The sequence below is a fragment of the Acrocarpospora macrocephala genome (assembly GCF_009687865.1).
Taxonomy (GTDB): Bacteria; Actinomycetota; Actinomycetes; order Streptosporangiales; family Streptosporangiaceae; genus Acrocarpospora; species Acrocarpospora macrocephala.
In genome coordinates this window covers 26,080-42,650 of sequence record NZ_BLAE01000071.1, presented here as the reverse complement: position 1 = coordinate 42,650, position 16,571 = coordinate 26,080, and the positions used below count along the sequence as shown (strand labels likewise).

Here is a 16,571-nt window from a genome sequence, read left to right as displayed (position 1 = left end):
CTCTGGAAAGGACCGTCATGACCGGAAACTCCCTCGGCACCGCGCTCGTCACCGGTGCTTCGCGTGGCCTGGGCGCCTTCATCGCCGACCGGCTGGCGGCGGACGGCTGGCATGTGGCGCTCAACTACGCGCACGACACCGCCGGGGCCACCGGGGTGGCCGAGCGCATCAAGGCGCGCGGGCATTCGGTCGCGCCGGCACGGTTCGACGTGACCGACGAGGAGCAGGTGCGGGCGGCGCTGGCGGAGCTGGGGCCGATCGCGGTGGTGGTCAACAACGCGACCGGGCCGCAGCCGCTGATCCCGGTCGATCAGGTGACGTGGGACGACCATCTGAACCAGCTGCGGTTCTTCGTCAAGGCGCCGCTGCTGATCCTGCAGGCCGTGTTGCCGGACATGCGGGCGGCGGGGACCGGGCGGATCATCAACGTGGGCAGCGAGGTCGTCGACCTCGGTAATCGCGAAATGTCGGCATATGTGTCTGCGAAGGCCGCCATGCATGGGCTGACTCGTACGTGGGCCAGGGAGCTCGGCCCGTACGGGATCACGGTCAACACGGTCGAGCCCGGCTGGATTCCGGTGGAGCGGCACGCGGGGGCCACCGACGCGGAGTTCGCCGACTACCTCAAGGGAACCGCGCTCACGCACATGGGGGAGCCCGCGGACGTGGCCGACGTGGTCGCCTTCCTGGCGTCCTCGGACTCCCGGTACGTGACCGGCCAGCGTCTCGCCGTCAACGGCGGCAAGACGATGACCTGACCGGTCAGCCGCATCTGATGGCGGACGGTCCCGGCGTCGACGGTCCGTTGCCCTGGAACCCGAAGGTGGCGGTCGCGCCCGCGGCCAGGTTGGGCGCCCAGGCCGGGCCTCTGATCGTCCAGGTGCTGCCGCTGGGGGTGATGACAGCGTTCCAGGCGCTGCCGAGCGTCACCCCGGGCGGGGCCGTCCAGGTGATCGACCAGTTGTTCCAGGCCGCGCCGGTGTTCCGCACACTGACACTCGCGTTGAAGGCGCCGTTCCAGGAGTCGGTCACCTGATAGGTCACCGTGCACCGGCCCGACGGCGAGGGCGAAGGGGAGGGGGACGGACTGGGAGACGGCGAAGGCGAGGGGGACGGGCTCGGCGAAGGCGAGGGAGAAGGAGAGGGTGAGGGGCCGTTTGTCGTGTATGTGGCTGCTGTATAAGGCTGGCCGCAGGGCGAGCAGGACGCCGGCAGGCCGAAGCTGTAGATCCGCCCATTGTTGATCAGATTGTTGGCCGCGTCCCGCACCCGGATCTGGAACTGCGACCCGCCGCTCGTGGTCCCGCCGATCACATACGACTGCCCCATGTCGCTGTTCATCTGCGCGGTCTGCCAAGCCCCGTTCGCGAAGTACTCCACCCCGTGAATGCCATTGGCCAGATGCGACACCGCGATCGCGGGCCACCACACCTGCGCCCCCTGCATAAACCCGATCTTGATATCCCCGGTGTAATTGGGCGCGGGTACGAACTGCCACGTCAACCGCCGGTTGTTCCAATGATTGGGATACATGTCCCCCACCGGCGCGCCATTCTTCACGAACGCATTGAGCGACGCCTTCGCCAGATCCAGATGGTACGGATCATCCCGGCACCACCCATTGGAATCCCCGCAACTATCGGCCACCAGCATGGTCAGCGTGGCCCCGTTGTACGCGTCCGCCACCCACGACCCGTTCCGGCAGAACGCCTGATTGGGCGCGCCGTCATTGATGCCCGTGCAGTAGTCGGCCACCGACACCTGCACCCACCGCCCGCAGTTGAGCCCGTTGTTCCACATCCCGGCCTTCGCCAGGTTGGCCCCGGTCAGCGGCCGCGGATAGAACGAGTAGTCCCCTGGCGTGTTGTACACGTTCAGCGCCACGAAATGCTGCGAGTCCAGCTGCCCCTGCGGCAGCCCGCACCCCCCGTACGGCGAGCCGAGCGCGTCGAACCAGGTCCCGTTCCCGGTGACCGGACTGGTCGGATCCGGCAGGGCGTACCCGGCCTGCGGCCACACCAGCACCGCGGCCAGCAGAACGATGAACAGCGTCCATCCACGACGGATCATGACAAGTCCCCTTGAAGTCGTGACAGCCGGTCGCATCGTTGACTCCGAGCCAGGAACCGGTCAAGAAAGCAACCCCACCCGCACCCCCGAGGTGCGGCGATCCGTGCACGTTTCATCCCCTAGGGGCTCGTCAGGGATCCCCCACCGAAGTCAGGGGTGATCCCGGATGGTTCCGTACCGTCCGGTCGGCCAGGCTGCAATTGCCAGGTGCGAGACACCGGAAATCTCACGTTTCCTACCTGGATGCCCGAGTGAGACGTTCCCGCCATCGGGCCATGTCTTCATGCGGATGAGAGGGGAAACGCATGACTGTGCTCGCGGCGGCGGTGGCGCTGATCGGCTCGCTGTTCTTCGCGCTCGGGGCGGCGTTACAGCAGTTCGAGGCGGCCTCGCGCGGGGAGTTCAGCCTGCGGGTGCTGCTGCGGCGGCCCCGCTGGCTGCTCGGCGGGGCGTCCATCACGGTCGGCGCGGGGCTGCACATCTTCGCGCTGAGCCTCGGCCCGCTGACCGTGGTGCAGCCGATGGGGGTGGCCAGCCTGCTGTTCGCGCTGCCGATCGCGGCGGGGCTGCACGGCAGGCGGCCCGCGCGGGCCGAGCTGGCCGCCGCGTGCGCGGTGAGCATCGGCCTGATCGCCCTGGTGCTGATGGTCCCGGCGGCCACCGAACCGCCCCATCTGACCGGCGCGGACGGGCTGGCGATGCTGACCGGCGCCGCGCTCGCGGCGCTGCTCTGCTGGGGGGTGGCGCCCCGGGTGAGCCCGGCGCCCAGAACGGCCCTGCTGGCCATCGCGGCCGGGGTCATGTACGGCGCGACCGCCACCCTCATGCGTGTCCTGGTCGAAGGCACGAGCTGGGATGTCTGGCTGATCGCGGCCATCCCGTTACCCGCGCTCGCCGCCCTGATGCTGCTGCAGCGCGCGTACGCGATCGGGCATTTCGCGGTCGCCTTCGCCGCGCTCCAGGTCACCGACCCGCTCACCGCCGTCACCTTCGGCGCCCTTCTCCTCGGCGAACCCCTGCCCGCCAACGGCCTGGCCGCGACCGCGGCGGCCCTGGTGGCGGCGGCGGGAACCGTCGCGCTGGCCCGCACGACCCCCCTCACCCGCTGATCGGAGCCCCCCACATGACCGCCACCGCCCCCGAAGCCGCCCCCGTCGCCGTACGGCCCCAGCGCGTGCTGATCGCCACCGACACCTACCCGCCGGACGTGAACGGCGCCGCGTATTTCACCCACCGCCTGGCCACCGGCCTGGCCGCCCGGGGCGTGGACGTGCACGTGGTCTGCGCCTCCGACGACGGCAAGCCGAGGCTGGACCGCGAGGACGGCGTGGTGCTGCACCGGCTGCGCTCGGCCCGGCTGCTGGTGCACCCGACCATGCGGGTGACCGTGCCCGCCGGGCTCGGCCGGACGGTGGACCGGCTGATCGAGCGGATCGGCCCGGACGTCGTGCACACCCAGGGGCACTTCGTGGTCGGCCGGGCGGCGGTCGGGGCGGCCAGGCGGGGCGGCGTCCCGGTGGTGGCGACCAACCACTTCATGCCGGACAACCTCTTCCAGTTCGCGCACATCCCGTCCGGGCTCCGGGCTCGGGTGGGCGCGCTGGCCTGGCGGGACTTCAGCCGGGTGTTCGCCAAGGCCGACCATGTCACCACCCCGACCCCGATCGCGGCCGGGCTGCTGACCGGCAAGGGTTTCGGCCGCGAGGTGGAGCCGGTCTCGTGCGGCATCGACCTGCGCCGGTTCCGGCCGCAGCCGCGCGCGTGGGCCCGGCAGCGGTTCGGCGTGCCCGACCGGCCGACGATCCTGTTCGTCGGGCGGCTGGACGAGGAGAAGCGCCTGGAGGAGCTGGTCCGGGCCCTCCCCCAGGTCATGAACCACGTGGACGCGCAGATCGTGCTGGTCGGCAGCGGGAACCGGCGGGAGAGCCTGGAACGGCTGGCCGCCCGGATCGGGGTGGGGGAACGGGTCCGGTTCCTGGGCTTCGTGCCCGACGCCGACCTGCAGGAGGTCTACTCGGTGGCCGACGTGTTCGCCATGCCGGGCGTGGCCGAGCTGCAGAGCATCGCCACGCTGGAGGCGATGGCCACCGGGCTGCCGGTGGTGGCCGCCGACGCCATGGCGCTCCCCCACCTGATCGACGGCAACGGCTTCCTCTACCCGCCGGGCGAGGTGCGGGAGCTGGCCAGGCACCTGGTGACCATCCTGTCCGACGCCGAGCTCCGCGCCACGATGAGCCGGGCCAGCCTGGCGCTGGCCGCGCGACACGATCATGAGCGGTCCCTGGCGCGGTTCGAGCAGATATATCTGGAGGTGTCGTCTCGATGAGAAAGCTCGCGGTGGCCGGGCCGAGCGTCGCGCTGGTCGTGATGGGCGCGCTGCACCTGTTCTACCCCGGCGTGGTCGACCCGCTGCAGGGCCTGCTCAGCGATTACGCGCTGGGCGACGCCACCGGCGCGCTGTTCCTGCTCGGCATGCTGGCGCTGGCGGCGGGCGCGTGCGCGGCGGCCTACCAGCTGGCCGAGGTGGATCCGGTCCGGAGCGCGGCGGCGCGGGTGCTGCTGGTCATGGCCTCCGCGGGCCTGGTGCTGTCGGCGATCTTCCCCACCGACCCGGCGCCGGTGGTGGAGTCGCTGTCCGGCGAGATCCACCGCTGGTCCACCGCGCTGGTGTTCACCGCCATCCCCGGCGCGGGCTGGATCCTGGCCCGCCAGTCCAGGACGCCGCTGCCGGTGGTCCGCGCGCTGGCCCTGTCCAGCGTGGCCGTGCTGGCGTTCTTCCTGCTCAGCCACCCTGGTTCACCCCTGGCCGAGCTGGTCGGCGGACCCGAGTTCTACGGCCTGCTGGAACGGCTGCTGGTGGTGCTGGAGATCGTCCTGCTCATCATGATCGCCGGTGTCGGACATAAACCGCAGACAACTAGTAAAGAAATTCCAGCGCACGCCCCCTATGCGGAAAACATTCGTTAATGTCCACACATGTCCTTCAACGACGTGCGTATTCAGACGGTGACCGGCACCCTCCCGGCCTCCGTCTTCGACGGGCCGATCCTGCCGCACGAACATCTGCGTACGGACACCCGCTGGGGCATCGGCGTGGACTCCGACCCCCGGCGCTGGCTCGACGAGGAGGCGTACGTCACCGGCGAGCTCAAGCGTCTCGGCCGTGACCACGCGCTCAACCTGGTGGTCGAGCACACCGCCCTGGGCTCGGCCAGGGACACCGCGGCGCTGGCCCGCCTGTCGGCCGGCAGCCGGGTGGCCGTGGTCGCGTCCACCGGGTTCGCGGCCGAGCCGTTCGCCGGTGACCTGATCCGCCGCAACGGGGTCGACGACCTCACCGGCGACCTGCTCCGCGAGATCGGCGTCGGCCTGGACGGCACCAGCGCCCGGCCTGGCCTGATCGTCACCTCGGCCTGGCAGGAGACCCCGTCCCCGGCCGAGGAGCGCGCCGCCGTCGCGGTGGCCCGCGCCTCGCTCCGGACCGACCTGCCGGTAGCCGCCGACTGCCTCGGCCTGCTGGAGGTCCTGCTGACCAGCGGCGTGCCCGCGGGCCGGGTGAGCGTGCGGGCGGCCGACCACCTGGTGCAGCGCAAGATCGCCGAATCCGGCTCGTACGTGAGCGTCACCGGCGCCGAGGACGTGCTGGCCCTGCTCGAAGCCGGGCACGCCACCCGGGTCCTGCTGAGCAGCGGCGTGGCCCGCCAGGGCGACGTGGCGGGCTACGGCGGCGACGGCTACGCGCGGCTCTTCGACCGGGTGCTGCCCGCCCTGGTCAGGTCGGGCGTGGACGCGGCCACGATCCGGCTGATCACCCAGGAGAACCCGCTGCGCTGGCTGGCGCTGCCAGGTACGCGCTGAGGAACTCCGCCGTCGCCTCCACCGCCTGGGTCACGTAGGGCTCGGTGTCGTAGAGGTCGATGTGCAGCCGCGCGTCCAGCCAGACCAGCTTCTTGGGCTCGTCCAGCCGGGCGTGCACGGCGTGCGCGCCCTCCGGCGAGCAGTAGGCGTCCACGACGCCGTGCACGAGCAGCCCCGGCTTGGGCGACAGGAAGTCGGCGCCCATCAGGTTGTCCATGGTGATCAGTTCAAGGACCGACGCCCGGGTCACCTCGTCGCGCCAGTGTTCGGCCGCGCCCCGCTCGGTGCCGTAGTAGGCGAAGGGCTCCTCCCCCGGCATCGCGCCGCCCTCGCCCACGGCAGGCAGGTACGCCACCGGCCCACCCTGATCCTGACGTTCCAGCACCTCGCCGAAGCTCGCCAGCGCGCCCTGGTACCCGTCCGGGCCCATGCCCTCGCGCATCATGTAGGGCGAGTTGTACGCCCCCGCGATCCCCACGAACACCTTCACCCGGGGATCGAACGCCGCGAACCGCAACGCGTAACCACCGCCCAGGCAGATGCCCACCGCACCGATCCGGTCGGCGTCCACCTCGGGGCGGGTGCGCAGGTAGCCGACGGCCGCCCGCAGGTCCGCCAGCTTGCCCTGCGGGTCCTCGTGGCGGCGCGGCTGCCCGCCGGACTCGCCGAAGTTGCGGTGGTCGAAGGCCAGGGTGACGTAGCCGCGTTCGGTCAGGCGTTCCGCGTACAGGCCGGTGACCTGCTCTTTCACGCCGGTGAACGGGCCGGTGAAGACGAGGGCGGGGTGCGGGCCCCGGCCGTCGGGGACCCGCAGCTCGCCGACCAGGGGGATGCTGGTGAACTCAACTCTCATGCCCTGCAGTCTGGTGGCTAAGAGTCGAATCCGAGGCCGAAGCGGTCGAGGGTGCGCAGCCACAGGTTGCGGCGGCCGCCGTTGGCGTCGGCGCGGGCCAGCGACCAGCGGGTGAGCTGGATGACGCCGGAGCGAATGGGTTCCGGCGGGAACGGGACGGGCTTCTCCCGGACCATGCGCAGGCGGGTGCGTTCGGTGTCGAGGCCGTCCAGCAGGTCCAGCATGACGTTGGCGCCGAATCGGGTGGCGGCCACGCCGAGGCCGGTGTAGCCGACCGCGTAGGCCAGGCGGGAGCCGTACCCGGTGCCGTAGAAGGCGCTGAAGCGGCTGCAGGTGTCGATCAATCCACCCCATTTGTGGGAGAAACGCACGTCCTCCAGTTGCGGGAACGTCTCGTAGAAGTGCTCGGCCAGGGTCAGGAAGGTGGCGTCCCGCTGGTCGTAGCCGATCTTGACGCGGCCGCCGTTGTAGTAGATCGCGTCGTAGCCGCCCCACAGGATGCTGTTGTCGTCGGTGAGCCGGTAGTAGTGGAACTGGTTGGCCGAGTCGCCCATGCCCTGCCGGTTCTTCCAGCCGATCGAGGCGAGTTGCTCCGTGGTGAGGGGTTCGGTCATCAGGGCGTAGTCGTACACGGGGGCCAGGTAGTGCCGCAGGCGGCGCAGCAGCGGCGAGAACGCGCCGGTGCCGAGCGCGACCCGGTTGGCCCGGACCGTCCCGTAAGGGGCGGTCAGCCGGAGGGCGGTGCCGTCCTTGACGATGTGCTTGATCGGGGAGTGCTCGTAGATCCGCACCCCGAGCCGGAGGCAGGCCAGGCGCAGCCCCCAGGCCAGCCGGGCCGGGTCGATCATGGCGCAGTCGCCGCGCTCCCACACCCCCGCGATGTAGGTCGGCGAGTTCACCTCGGCCCTGACCTGGTCGCGGTCCAGATACTCGATGTCGGCGCCGAGCTCGCGCCCGATCGTGTGCACCTCGCTCATCTCGTCCAGCTGCCACTCCTCGGTGGCCACGTTCAGCTCGCCGGTGCGCTCGAAGGAGCAGTCGATGCCGTAGCGGGCGATGGTCTCCTCGATGGCGTTGAAGTTCTCCACCCCGAGCCGGTGCAGGTCCGCGATCTCGTACGGCCAGCGTTCGAGCCCGTTGGCGAGCCCGTGCGTCAGGCTGGCGTGGCAGAACCCGCCGTTGCGCCCGGTGGCCGCCCAGCCCACCCGCTGCCCTTCCAGCAGCACCACGTCCCGCCCGGGATCACGCTCCTTGGCCAGCAGGGCCGTCCACAGTCCGGAGAAACCGCCGCCCACGATGGCGAGATCGGCCTGGGTATGGCCGAAGATCCGCGGCAGCGGCTCCGGCTCGAAAGGATCCTCGTCCAGCCAGTACGGCTTGCGCTCCGCGTCCGCGAGCGCCTTCAACGGATCCACAAATTCCACTTCCCTTACACAAATCGTGATTTATACGGGTTCCCCCCGGGTTTGTTCCGGTCTCACCTCTCTCGTGCGGTAGCCGAAAGCCCCCTCCCGGGCGGGGAAGGGGGCTTCTGATGATTTATCTGGCGGCCCGGCGTCTGGAGGACACCGAGTTGGCGATGGCGACCAGCGCGCCCAGCGCGAAGATGAGCGTGCCCATCACGTTCACCTGGGCCGGAATGCCGACCTTCACCGACCCGATGATCCACAAGGGGAAGGTCAGCTCGGAACCGTTGACGAAGCTGGTCACCACGTAGTCGTCGATCGACAGCGCGAACGCCAGCATCGCCCCCGCCGCCACGCCGGGCATGATCGACGGCAGCGTGACCAGCCGGAACGTCTCCCACGTCCCGGCCCCGAGATCGCGCGCCGCCTCCTCGAGGGAGGGATCGAGCACGACCACCCGGGCCCGCACAGTCACCACCACGAACGCCAGCGAGAACAGCGTGTGCGCGATGATGATCGTGACGTGCCCGCGCGGCGCGTTCGCCGACACGAACAGCGACAACAACGAGGCGCCCATCACCAGTTCTGGCGTGGAGATGGCCGCGAAGATCAGGAAGTTGGTCAGGCCCTTGCCGCGAAACCGGTAGCGGCCCACGGCCAGGCCCAGCAGCGTGCCCAGCGTCGTCGCCAGGATCGTGCTGACCACGGCGATGACGATCGAGTTGATCAGCGCCTCGGTCAGCCCGTCGATCGCGAACAGCTCCTGGTACCACTTGAGCGTGAACCCCTGCCAGGACGTGTTCGACTTGGACTTCTTGTCGTTGAAGCCGAACACGATCATCACCGCGATGGGTGACGACAGCCAGAGGATGATCAGCCAGGTGTACCAGTGCAGGACGCGGTCGCCGAATCTCGTTCTCATCGGGCCGCCGCCTCCAGGACGTTGTCGGTGCCGAGCGTCCGCGCGTAGATGAAGATGCCGATCAGCAGCACCGCCATCAGCGTGAACGACAGCGCCGAGGCCGTCGGATAGTTGCTGTTCACCAGGTACTCGGTCTGGATGATGTTGCCGATCATCGTGTTGCCGGTGCCGCCCAGCACGGCCGCGTTGACCGGGTCGGCGGTGGCGGGAACGAACGTCATCAGCACGCCCGCGAACACGCCCGGCAGCGACAGCGGCAGCACCACCCGGCGGAACGCGTCGAACCGGGAGGCGTACAGGTCGTAGGCGGCCTCGATCACCCTCGGGTCCACCCGCTCCAGCGCCACGTAGATCGGCAGGATCATGAACGGCAGGAAGTTGTAGACCAGGCCGCCGATCACCGCCACCGTCGTCGCCAGCACATGGAAGTCGGTCGGCAGCACCCCCCAGCCCTTCAGCGTGCCGAACAGGATGCCGTCGTCGGCCAGCAGGAAGCCCCACGAGATGGTCCGCAGCACGAACGACACGAAGAACGGCAACAGCAGCAGGAACAGGTACATCGACTTGCGGCTGCCGCCCTTGAAGGCGATCCAGTAGGCCACCGGATAGCCCAGCAGCAGCATCAGCAGCGTGGCCACGCCGCCGTACACCAGCGAGCGCACCAGCTGGGTGCTGTATTTCGCGATCGCGTCGGAGTAGTTGGACACGCTCAGCGTCTGGGCGAAACCCTCGATCAGGTTCCCGGTGGTGAGCGAGACCGAGGCCATCGCCGCGATCGGCACCACCAGGAAGATGCCCAGCCAGAGCCAGCCCGGCAGCGCCAGCCAGTACGGCGCCCTGCGTCCCATGCTCAGCCCTGCGTGATCGACTGGAAGATGCCGTTGAAGACCGTCTCCTCGGCGGCGGTCAGCGTCTTGTAGCTGCGCAGCTTGGCGTAGTCGTCGTCGGTCGGGAAGATCAGCGGGCTCTCGGCCAGCGCCTTGGCGTCCTTGTCGTCCTTGGCCGCGAGGATGGCCTGCACACCGGGGACCGGGGTGACGTACTGGATGTATTCGGTGAGCTCGGCCGCGATCTCCGGCTGGTACATGAAGTCCATCAGCATCAGCGCGTCCACCGGGTTGGCGGCGCCCTTCGGGATCGCCATGTTGTCCACCCAGATCGTGCCGCCCTCGGCGGGCACCACGAACTTGACCGGCTCCCCGGCCAGCTGGCGCTGGAACACGTCGCCGGACCAGGCCTGGGACAGCCAGATGTCACCCTTGGCCACCGCGTCGATGTAGGACTGGTCGTAGTACTTGCGGACCACGCCGCTGTCGCGCTGCTCGGCGAGCTTGGCGCCGGCCTTCTCCCAGTCGGCCTGGGTGGACTTGTCGGGGTCCACGCCGACCGCGAACATCGCGAAGTTGGCGATCTCCTGGGCGTCGGCCATCATGCCGACCTTGCCCTCGTACTTCTTGTCGAACAGCGACTGGATGCTGGTGATGTCTTCCTTGACGTACTTGGTGTTGTACGCGATGCCGGTGACACCCGCCTGCCAGGGGATGGTGAACTGGTTGTTCGGGTCGAACGAGGGGTTCTTGTACTTGGCGCCCGCGTTGGCGGCGAAGTTGGGCAACTGCTTGTGGTCCAGCGCGACCAGGTAGCCCAGAGTGATCATCTTGGCCAGCTGCAGGCCGTTGGTCATCACGATGATGTCGTAGCCGAGCGGCTGCCCGGCCCGCAGCTGCGGCTCGGACTTGCCGAAGAAGTCGGCGTTCTCCTGGATGACTTCCTTGTATTCGTAGGAGATCCCCGTGGCCTGCTGGAACTTCTTCAGCGGGCCCTGGTCCTCGGGCATGTACTCGGGCCAGTTGGCGAAGACGACCTGGCCGTTCTTCTTCTGCGTGGACCAGAAGTCGGCCACTTCGCTCGCCTTGGGCGGCGCGGCCTTCTGGCCTTGTACGCCACAGGCGGCCAGCGCCAGCCCGGCGGCGGAGAATCCGGCCACGCGCATGGCGTCCCGGCGGGAGTATCGCGACTGCGTCAGACCACGCAGGAGGGGGTTGTTCATCTCGGGCTCCGGGAGGGGTGAGAGCGTCGTGCTAGAGCGCATAGGAGTGCTGCGGCTGCCAGGACAGCCAGACCGTGTCGCCGCGTTCGGCGGTGACACTGCTGTCGTTGGCGTTCTGCTGGAAAACCATGATCTCCGCACCGTCGGCCAGGCCGACCGCGTAACTGTTGTAAGTGCCCAGGTATACGACCTCGTTCACGGTGCCCCGTACCACGCTGAGCTCACCTTCCGGCTGCTCAGTAGAGATCGTGATCTTCTCCGGCCGAACGGTCAGATCGACCGTTTCCCCTGCGGCCGACGGCCCCGCGACCAGGATGCGGTCCTCCGCGCCGAGCCGTACCACGGCGGCGGAACCGTTGATCGAATCCACGGTGCCGCTGAGCAGGTTCGAGGTGCCGATGAATCCGGCCACGAACTTGGTCGCCGGGCGTTCGTAGATCTCCCGCGGACCGGCCAGCTGCTCCACTAACCCGTCGTTCATGACGGCGATCCGGTCGCTCATGGTGAGCGCCTCGTTCTGGTCGTGGGTCACGTAGACGAACGTGATGCCGACCTCGCGCTGGATGCGCTTGAGCTCGATCTGCATGAGCTGGCGGAGTTTCAGGTCCAGCGCGCCGAGCGGCTCGTCCAGCAGCAGCGCGCGCGGCCGGTTGACCAGCGCCCGGGCCAGCGCGACCCGCTGCTGCTGGCCACCGGACATCTCCCGGGGGCGGCGCTTCTCCCGCCCGGTCAGGTCGACGATCTCCAGGATCTCGCCCACCCGCTGCTTGATCTCCGCCTCGGCGACCTTGCGCCGCCGCAGGCCGAACGCGACGTTCTCCCAGACGTTCATGTGCGGGAACAGCGCGTACGACTGGAACACCATGTTGATGTCCCGCTTGTTCGGGGGAACGTCGGTGACGTCCTGCCCGAGGAGTTTGACGACACCCTTCGTGGGCTCCTCGAAGCCCGCGATCATGCGCATCGTGGTGGTCTTGCCACACCCGGACGGCCCGAGGAGGGAGAAGAACTCTCCCTCCCCGATGGCCAGGCTGACACCCTTCACGGCCTGTACGGTCTCGCCATGCGAGAGGTATTCCTTGACGACACCGTCAAGCTCGATGGCGGGTATTGCCTCGGTCATATCACCTCTCGCTATTCGCCGATGTAGTGCATCACATGCTTCACCCGGGTGTAGTCGTGCAAGCCGAAGACCGACAGGTCCTTGCCGTAGCCCGAGTGCTTGAAGCCGCCGTGCGGCATCTCGGAGACGAACGGGATGTGGGTGTTGACCCACACCACGCCGAAGTCCAGCCGCTTGGACATGCGCATCGCCCGGCCGTGGTCGGAGGTCCAGACCGAGCCGGACAGGCCGTAGCGCACGCCGTTGGCCTTGGCCAGGGCGTCGGCCTCGTCGGTGAAGGTCTGGATGGTGATGACCGGGCCGAAGACCTCGTTCTGCACCATCTCGTCGTCCTGCTGGAGCCCGTCCACCACGGTGGGGGCGAAGAAGTAGCCCTTGTCGCCGACCCGCCGGCCGCCGGTCAGCACGCTGGCGTGGTCCGGCACCCGGCTCAGGAACCCGGCCACCCGCTCCAGCTGGGTGGGGTTGTTGAGCGGGCCGTAGAACGCGTCCTCACCGGTCCCGGTGACGGTGCCGGCGGCCGCCTCGGTGAGCGCGGCGGCGAACTCGTCGTGGATGCTCTCGTGCACCAGCACCCGGCAGGCCGCCGTGCAGTCCTGCCCGGCGTTGTAGAGGCCCGCGCCCGCGATCGCCTCGGCGGCGGCCTTGATGTCCTTGATGTCCTCGAACACCACGACGGGGGCCTTGCCGCCCAGCTCCAGGTGTACGCGCTTGAGGTCGTCGGCCGCGGTCTTGGCCACCGACATGCCGGCCCCGACGGAACCGGTGATGGCCACCATCGACGCCAGCGGATGCCCGACCACCAGCGCGCCCGTCTCCCGGTCGCCGGTGACCACGTTGAAGACGCCCGCGGGCAGGATGTCACCGATGATCTCGGCCAGCTTGACGGTGGAGACCGGCGTGGTGTCGGACGGCTTGAGCACGACCGTGTTCCCGGCCGCCAGCGCCGGGGCGATCTTCCACACCGCCATCATCATCGGGTAGTTCCATGGCGTGACCTGCCCGATCACGCCGATCGGCTCGTGCCGGATCACGCTGGTGTGCTCGGCCAGGAACTCGCCCGCCGTCGGCCCCTCCAGCGTGCGCGCCGCGCCCGCGAAGAACCGGAAATGATCCGCCGCCACCGGCGTCTCGTCCTCGGCCATCCGGGCGGCCGGCTTGCCGGTGTTCCGGCACTCCGCCTCGTTGATCTCGTCGGCCCGGGCGTCGATCGCGTCGGCTATCTTCAGAAGCAGGTTGGCACGCTCTCCCGGCGTGGTCTGACCCCACGTGTCGAAGGCCGAGGCCGCGGCGGCGAAGGCGGCGTCCACATCCTCCTGGCCCGAGACGGGCGCCTGAGCGTAGACCTCACCGGTGCTGGGATCGATCACATCGGAGAACCGTCCGCTCCGGGCGTCGACGAACTTCCCGTCAATGAAGTTCTGCAGTCGGGTGGTCACCGTTGACCTCCTATGAGGTGGCTGGGTTGTCGCGACTCTGACAGACATATCAGACAGCGACAAGGGATTTCGTGGCGAAGATATCAAACTGCTACGGAATCGCTTGACATGAGCGGCGGAACTGACAACATGTCGCTCCAAGACCGCAACATGTCAGAAACACGAGTCGGGTACGGCTTTCGCGAAGGGGACGTCACGGGGATGACCACACCTCCAAAGGTACGTACGACCAGGAATGGACCGGTCATCCTGGACGATATCTCCAAACAGATCGTCGAACAGCTGCAGACCGACGGGCGCAAGCCGTACGCGGCGATCGGCAAGGCGGTCGGGCTGTCCGAGGCGGCCGTGCGGCAGCGGGTGCAGCGGCTGCTCGACTCGGGCGTCATGCAGATCGTCGCCGTGACCGACCCGCTGACGCTGGGCTTTCCGCGCCAGGCGATGATCGGCATCAAGTGCGAGGGCGACCTGGAAGCCGTCGCCGACGAGCTGTCCTCCATCGAGGAGGTCGACTACGTGGTGCTCACCGCGGGCTCGGTGGACATCATGGTCGAGGTGGTCTGCGAGGGCGATCGCCACCTTCTGGAGATTCTTGGCAAAATTCGCGCGATCCCCGCGGTTCGGGCCACAGAGACGTTCGTCTACCTCAAACTCCACAAGCAGACCTACTCGTGGGGGACTCGCTGATCTTTGTTGGTGGGCGAAATATCACCGTTGCAGTAGGTACGCGATGTGCGCCGGGTGACGATCATGGGGTGACCACGAGACTGGGGGCGCGTCATGTCGACGCCGGAGCAGAATCCGAAGAGCAGGCGGCTGGGGCAGAGCGGGCCGACCTTCCCGCCTCCGCGTGAAAAGAGCCCCCCGCGTGCCAAGAGACCCAGGCCGCAGCCCGCCGATCTCATCGACCTGACCAGAGACTCGCCACCACGATCCCCGACCCTCTCGCTGACCAAGACCAAGAAGCGCCCCAGTCCCATAACGATCACACCGTCGCCGCAACTCGTTGAATCGTCCGAGGACTCCAACTACGACCTCTTCGACCTCCCCCAGGAGCCGATGCCTTCCATCCGGCTCGACACCGAAATGCCCGTCGAGACTGAGGTCGAGATCGTCATCCAGCATGACGCCGACATGCCCACCGAGCCTAACGTCGAGATCACCATCCCGCCTGACGCCGAATTCACCTTCGAACCCGGCGATCCGCTCGCGGACCTCGACGAAGCGCTCCGGCAGCGCATGCCATTCCGGAATCTCTTCGACCTCGCGGACTTCACCGCCAAGGAACCGGAAATGACCAAGCGGCTGCTGACCGCGCTCCGGCCCCCCATCCACGGCTCCCCGCAGCTGGCGCGAGACTGGCTCGCCGCGGTACGCGAAGTCGTCCCGGATCAGCCCTTCGCGCTGGCGCCGTACGCCAACCGCCAGGGGGAACTGTGGCGCGTCATCGGCATAGCGCTGAATCTGAAGGAACCCGACGCCGCCGGAATGCTGGCCGAACTCTACTGGACGAAGCCACCCATCCCGCCGGTGGATTCCGCGCCGATACGCAAGGCGCTCGGGACACCCGACCGGCGAGCAGCCTTCGACACGAAGCTCATAGCTCTCCAGAACGCGGCACTGTTGCCCAACGAGACCGGCATGCAAAGGGCCGACATGAGCGGCGTCGGCTACGACCAGTCGGTAACGCGTCCGGCGGCCGACGAGTGGCTGAAAACCCACATGACGAACCGGCAGAAGGACGTGCAGGCCGCGCATCCCGTGCACGATGTCTGGCTGAAGGAAATGGGCGAGGATCCGAATCTCCGCCACACCCGCGCGCTCGATCGGCTGTCCGACGTGCTGCAGACGTTGGAGGGGAATCGGGTGTGCGTCGCGCTGCTGCACAAGGATCGCGAGATCGGCGTCTTCGCCAACTTCCCGGACGGCTACATGGGTCAGGACCTGGAAATGCTGCTCCGCGCGTCACGGGCGTTGAACGACCAGGACGCCGAGAAGCAGGTGCAGGACATTCTGGCCCTCATGAGGAAACGCCGCCCGGGCAGGGAGGAGCTAATCACCACGCGGGCGAAGCAACGCTTCGAGGTCCGCTTGCGCAAGTCCATCGAGTTCCTGAGGGCACTGGAAGAACAGCACGGCCGTATCCGCGCCGTCCCCTATGCCGCCAAAGGGAAGGGGGAAATCCATGCGGAAATGCGGGCCGTGTCCGTCGCCAGGGCACGCCCCGGCGTCTACGACCTGGGTGTCGGAAAGCTCTGCTGCCTCAAGTGCTGGCTGATTCTGACCGACGTCCTGCCGAATGTCTTCAAGCGCAAGGTGCCCACCCATCGGGTGGCCTATGCGTGGCCCCCACCGGATTTCCTCACCGAGCCCGATCTGCTGCGGCTCGCGTACAACGAGCCATCAGCCCCGCTCGTGGTGCAGAAAGCGCTCCGCGACTCCAAGGCGACGGGAGTCCTGGTCAACGTCTACTCCGGAGCGAAGAGCGGGCCCGGCGAGAAGACGACCGAGTACGCGTCGAGCGAGGAGGACCCAGGAAATGAGCCGTGGCCGACCACCGCAGAGAACACCGAAGCATTCGAGACCTATCTCGATGACGAGGTCCTCCGGACGGACGAACGACCGGCGGGCGACCTGAGGCGCCTGCGCCTGACCACACAAGCCGAACCCAAGCTCCCGACAAAGCCAAAGCTGAAGAAGGTCAAGGGCGTGCCGACCCCAACCTCCGTCCCCGACGACAGCGGAAGCTCAGAAGATCCGGATGACCCCCCGGCCAAACGCGGTGACAAATCCCCGGATCGCAAACGGCTGAAGCGAACCCCCCAGGTGAAATCGAGTCCTCGCGGCTGA

General features: G+C 68.3%; 15 protein-coding genes. 7 read left to right on the top strand and 8 right to left on the bottom strand.

Features of this window, described 5'->3' with window-relative positions; all coding sequences use genetic code 11:
* Window positions 1-17 precede the first annotated feature (17 nt).
* Complete coding sequence (locus Amac_RS43705) at window positions 18-758, top strand: SDR family oxidoreductase (protein WP_155360342.1); 741 nt, start codon at window positions 18-20, stop codon at window positions 756-758.
* Window positions 759-762: 4 nt separating this feature from the next.
* Here Amac_RS43705 and Amac_RS43700 read toward each other — a convergent pair whose 3' ends face one another.
* Window positions 763-2,070 carry a cellulose binding domain-containing protein gene (locus Amac_RS43700; RefSeq protein WP_155360341.1) on the bottom strand — a complete coding sequence of 436 codons (1,308 nt, stop codon included), beginning with the start codon at window positions 2,068-2,070 and terminating at the stop codon, window positions 763-765.
* Window positions 2,071-2,375: 305 nt separating this feature from the next.
* Between Amac_RS43700 and Amac_RS43695 the strand changes: the two genes are divergently transcribed.
* From Amac_RS43695 to Amac_RS43680, 4 genes are read left to right on the top strand one after another with little or no spacing between them, the layout of a single operon-like run.
* Window positions 2,376-3,179 carry a DMT family transporter gene (locus tag Amac_RS43695; RefSeq protein WP_155360340.1) on the top strand — a complete coding sequence of 268 codons (804 nt, stop codon included), beginning with the start codon at window positions 2,376-2,378 and terminating at the stop codon, window positions 3,177-3,179.
* A gap of 14 nt (window positions 3,180-3,193) precedes the next feature.
* Window positions 3,194-4,396, top strand: a complete 1,203-nt coding sequence (locus Amac_RS43690; protein WP_155360339.1) for a glycosyltransferase — start codon at window positions 3,194-3,196, stop codon at window positions 4,394-4,396.
* A complete protein-coding gene (locus Amac_RS43685) occupies window positions 4,393-5,037 on the top strand; it encodes a DUF998 domain-containing protein (RefSeq protein ID WP_155360338.1) in 645 nt (214 codons plus the stop codon). Before Amac_RS43690 ends, Amac_RS43685 begins: the two co-directional genes overlap by 4 nt.
* A gap of 9 nt (window positions 5,038-5,046) precedes the next feature.
* On the top strand, window positions 5,047-5,928 hold the full coding sequence (locus tag Amac_RS43680) for a phosphotriesterase family protein (protein ID WP_155360337.1): 882 nt from the start codon (window positions 5,047-5,049) through the stop codon (window positions 5,926-5,928).
* Here the strand turns inward: Amac_RS43680 and Amac_RS43675 are convergent.
* The 7 genes from Amac_RS43675 to Amac_RS43645 form a co-directional block, all read right to left on the bottom strand.
* Entirely contained in the window at window positions 5,879-6,781 is a 903-nt protein-coding gene (locus Amac_RS43675) for an alpha/beta hydrolase (RefSeq protein WP_155360336.1), read from the bottom strand. The two genes, Amac_RS43680 and Amac_RS43675, sit on opposite strands and share 50 nt — an antisense overlap.
* Before the next feature lie 17 nt (window positions 6,782-6,798).
* Entirely contained in the window at window positions 6,799-8,196 is a 1,398-nt protein-coding gene (locus tag Amac_RS43670) for an NAD(P)/FAD-dependent oxidoreductase (RefSeq protein WP_155360335.1), read from the bottom strand.
* Between the two features lie 124 nt (window positions 8,197-8,320).
* Window positions 8,321-9,109, bottom strand: coding sequence for an ABC transporter permease (locus tag Amac_RS43665; protein WP_155360334.1), 789 nt, complete (start codon window positions 9,107-9,109; stop codon window positions 8,321-8,323).
* On the bottom strand, window positions 9,106-9,957 hold the full coding sequence (locus Amac_RS43660; protein ID WP_155360333.1) for an ABC transporter permease: 852 nt from the start codon (window positions 9,955-9,957) through the stop codon (window positions 9,106-9,108). Before Amac_RS43660 ends, Amac_RS43665 begins: the two co-directional genes overlap by 4 nt.
* A gap of 2 nt (window positions 9,958-9,959) precedes the next feature.
* Complete coding sequence (locus Amac_RS43655; protein ID WP_155360332.1) at window positions 9,960-11,159, bottom strand: polyamine ABC transporter substrate-binding protein; 1,200 nt, start codon at window positions 11,157-11,159, stop codon at window positions 9,960-9,962.
* Window positions 11,160-11,190: 31 nt separating this feature from the next.
* Window positions 11,191-12,282 carry an ABC transporter ATP-binding protein gene (locus Amac_RS43650; RefSeq protein WP_155360331.1) on the bottom strand — a complete coding sequence of 364 codons (1,092 nt, stop codon included), beginning with the start codon at window positions 12,280-12,282 and terminating at the stop codon, window positions 11,191-11,193.
* Window positions 12,283-12,293: 11 nt separating this feature from the next.
* The gene (locus Amac_RS43645; protein ID WP_155360330.1) at window positions 12,294-13,721 is read right to left on the bottom strand and encodes a gamma-aminobutyraldehyde dehydrogenase; all 1,428 of its coding nucleotides are present in this window, start codon (window positions 13,719-13,721) and stop codon (window positions 12,294-12,296) included.
* A 201-nt stretch (window positions 13,722-13,922) separates the two neighbouring features.
* On the opposite strand from Amac_RS43645, the gene Amac_RS43640 reads away from it, so the two are divergent.
* Together Amac_RS43640 and Amac_RS43635 are read left to right on the top strand one after the other, a co-directional pair.
* Window positions 13,923-14,408 (top strand): Lrp/AsnC family transcriptional regulator, encoded by a 486-nt coding sequence (locus Amac_RS43640; protein ID WP_155346876.1) that lies wholly within the window; start codon window positions 13,923-13,925, stop codon window positions 14,406-14,408.
* 93 nt (window positions 14,409-14,501) lie between these two features.
* Window positions 14,502-16,571: a hypothetical protein gene (locus Amac_RS43635; RefSeq protein ID WP_155360329.1), complete on the top strand. Its 2,070-nt coding sequence runs from the start codon at window positions 14,502-14,504 to the stop codon at window positions 16,569-16,571.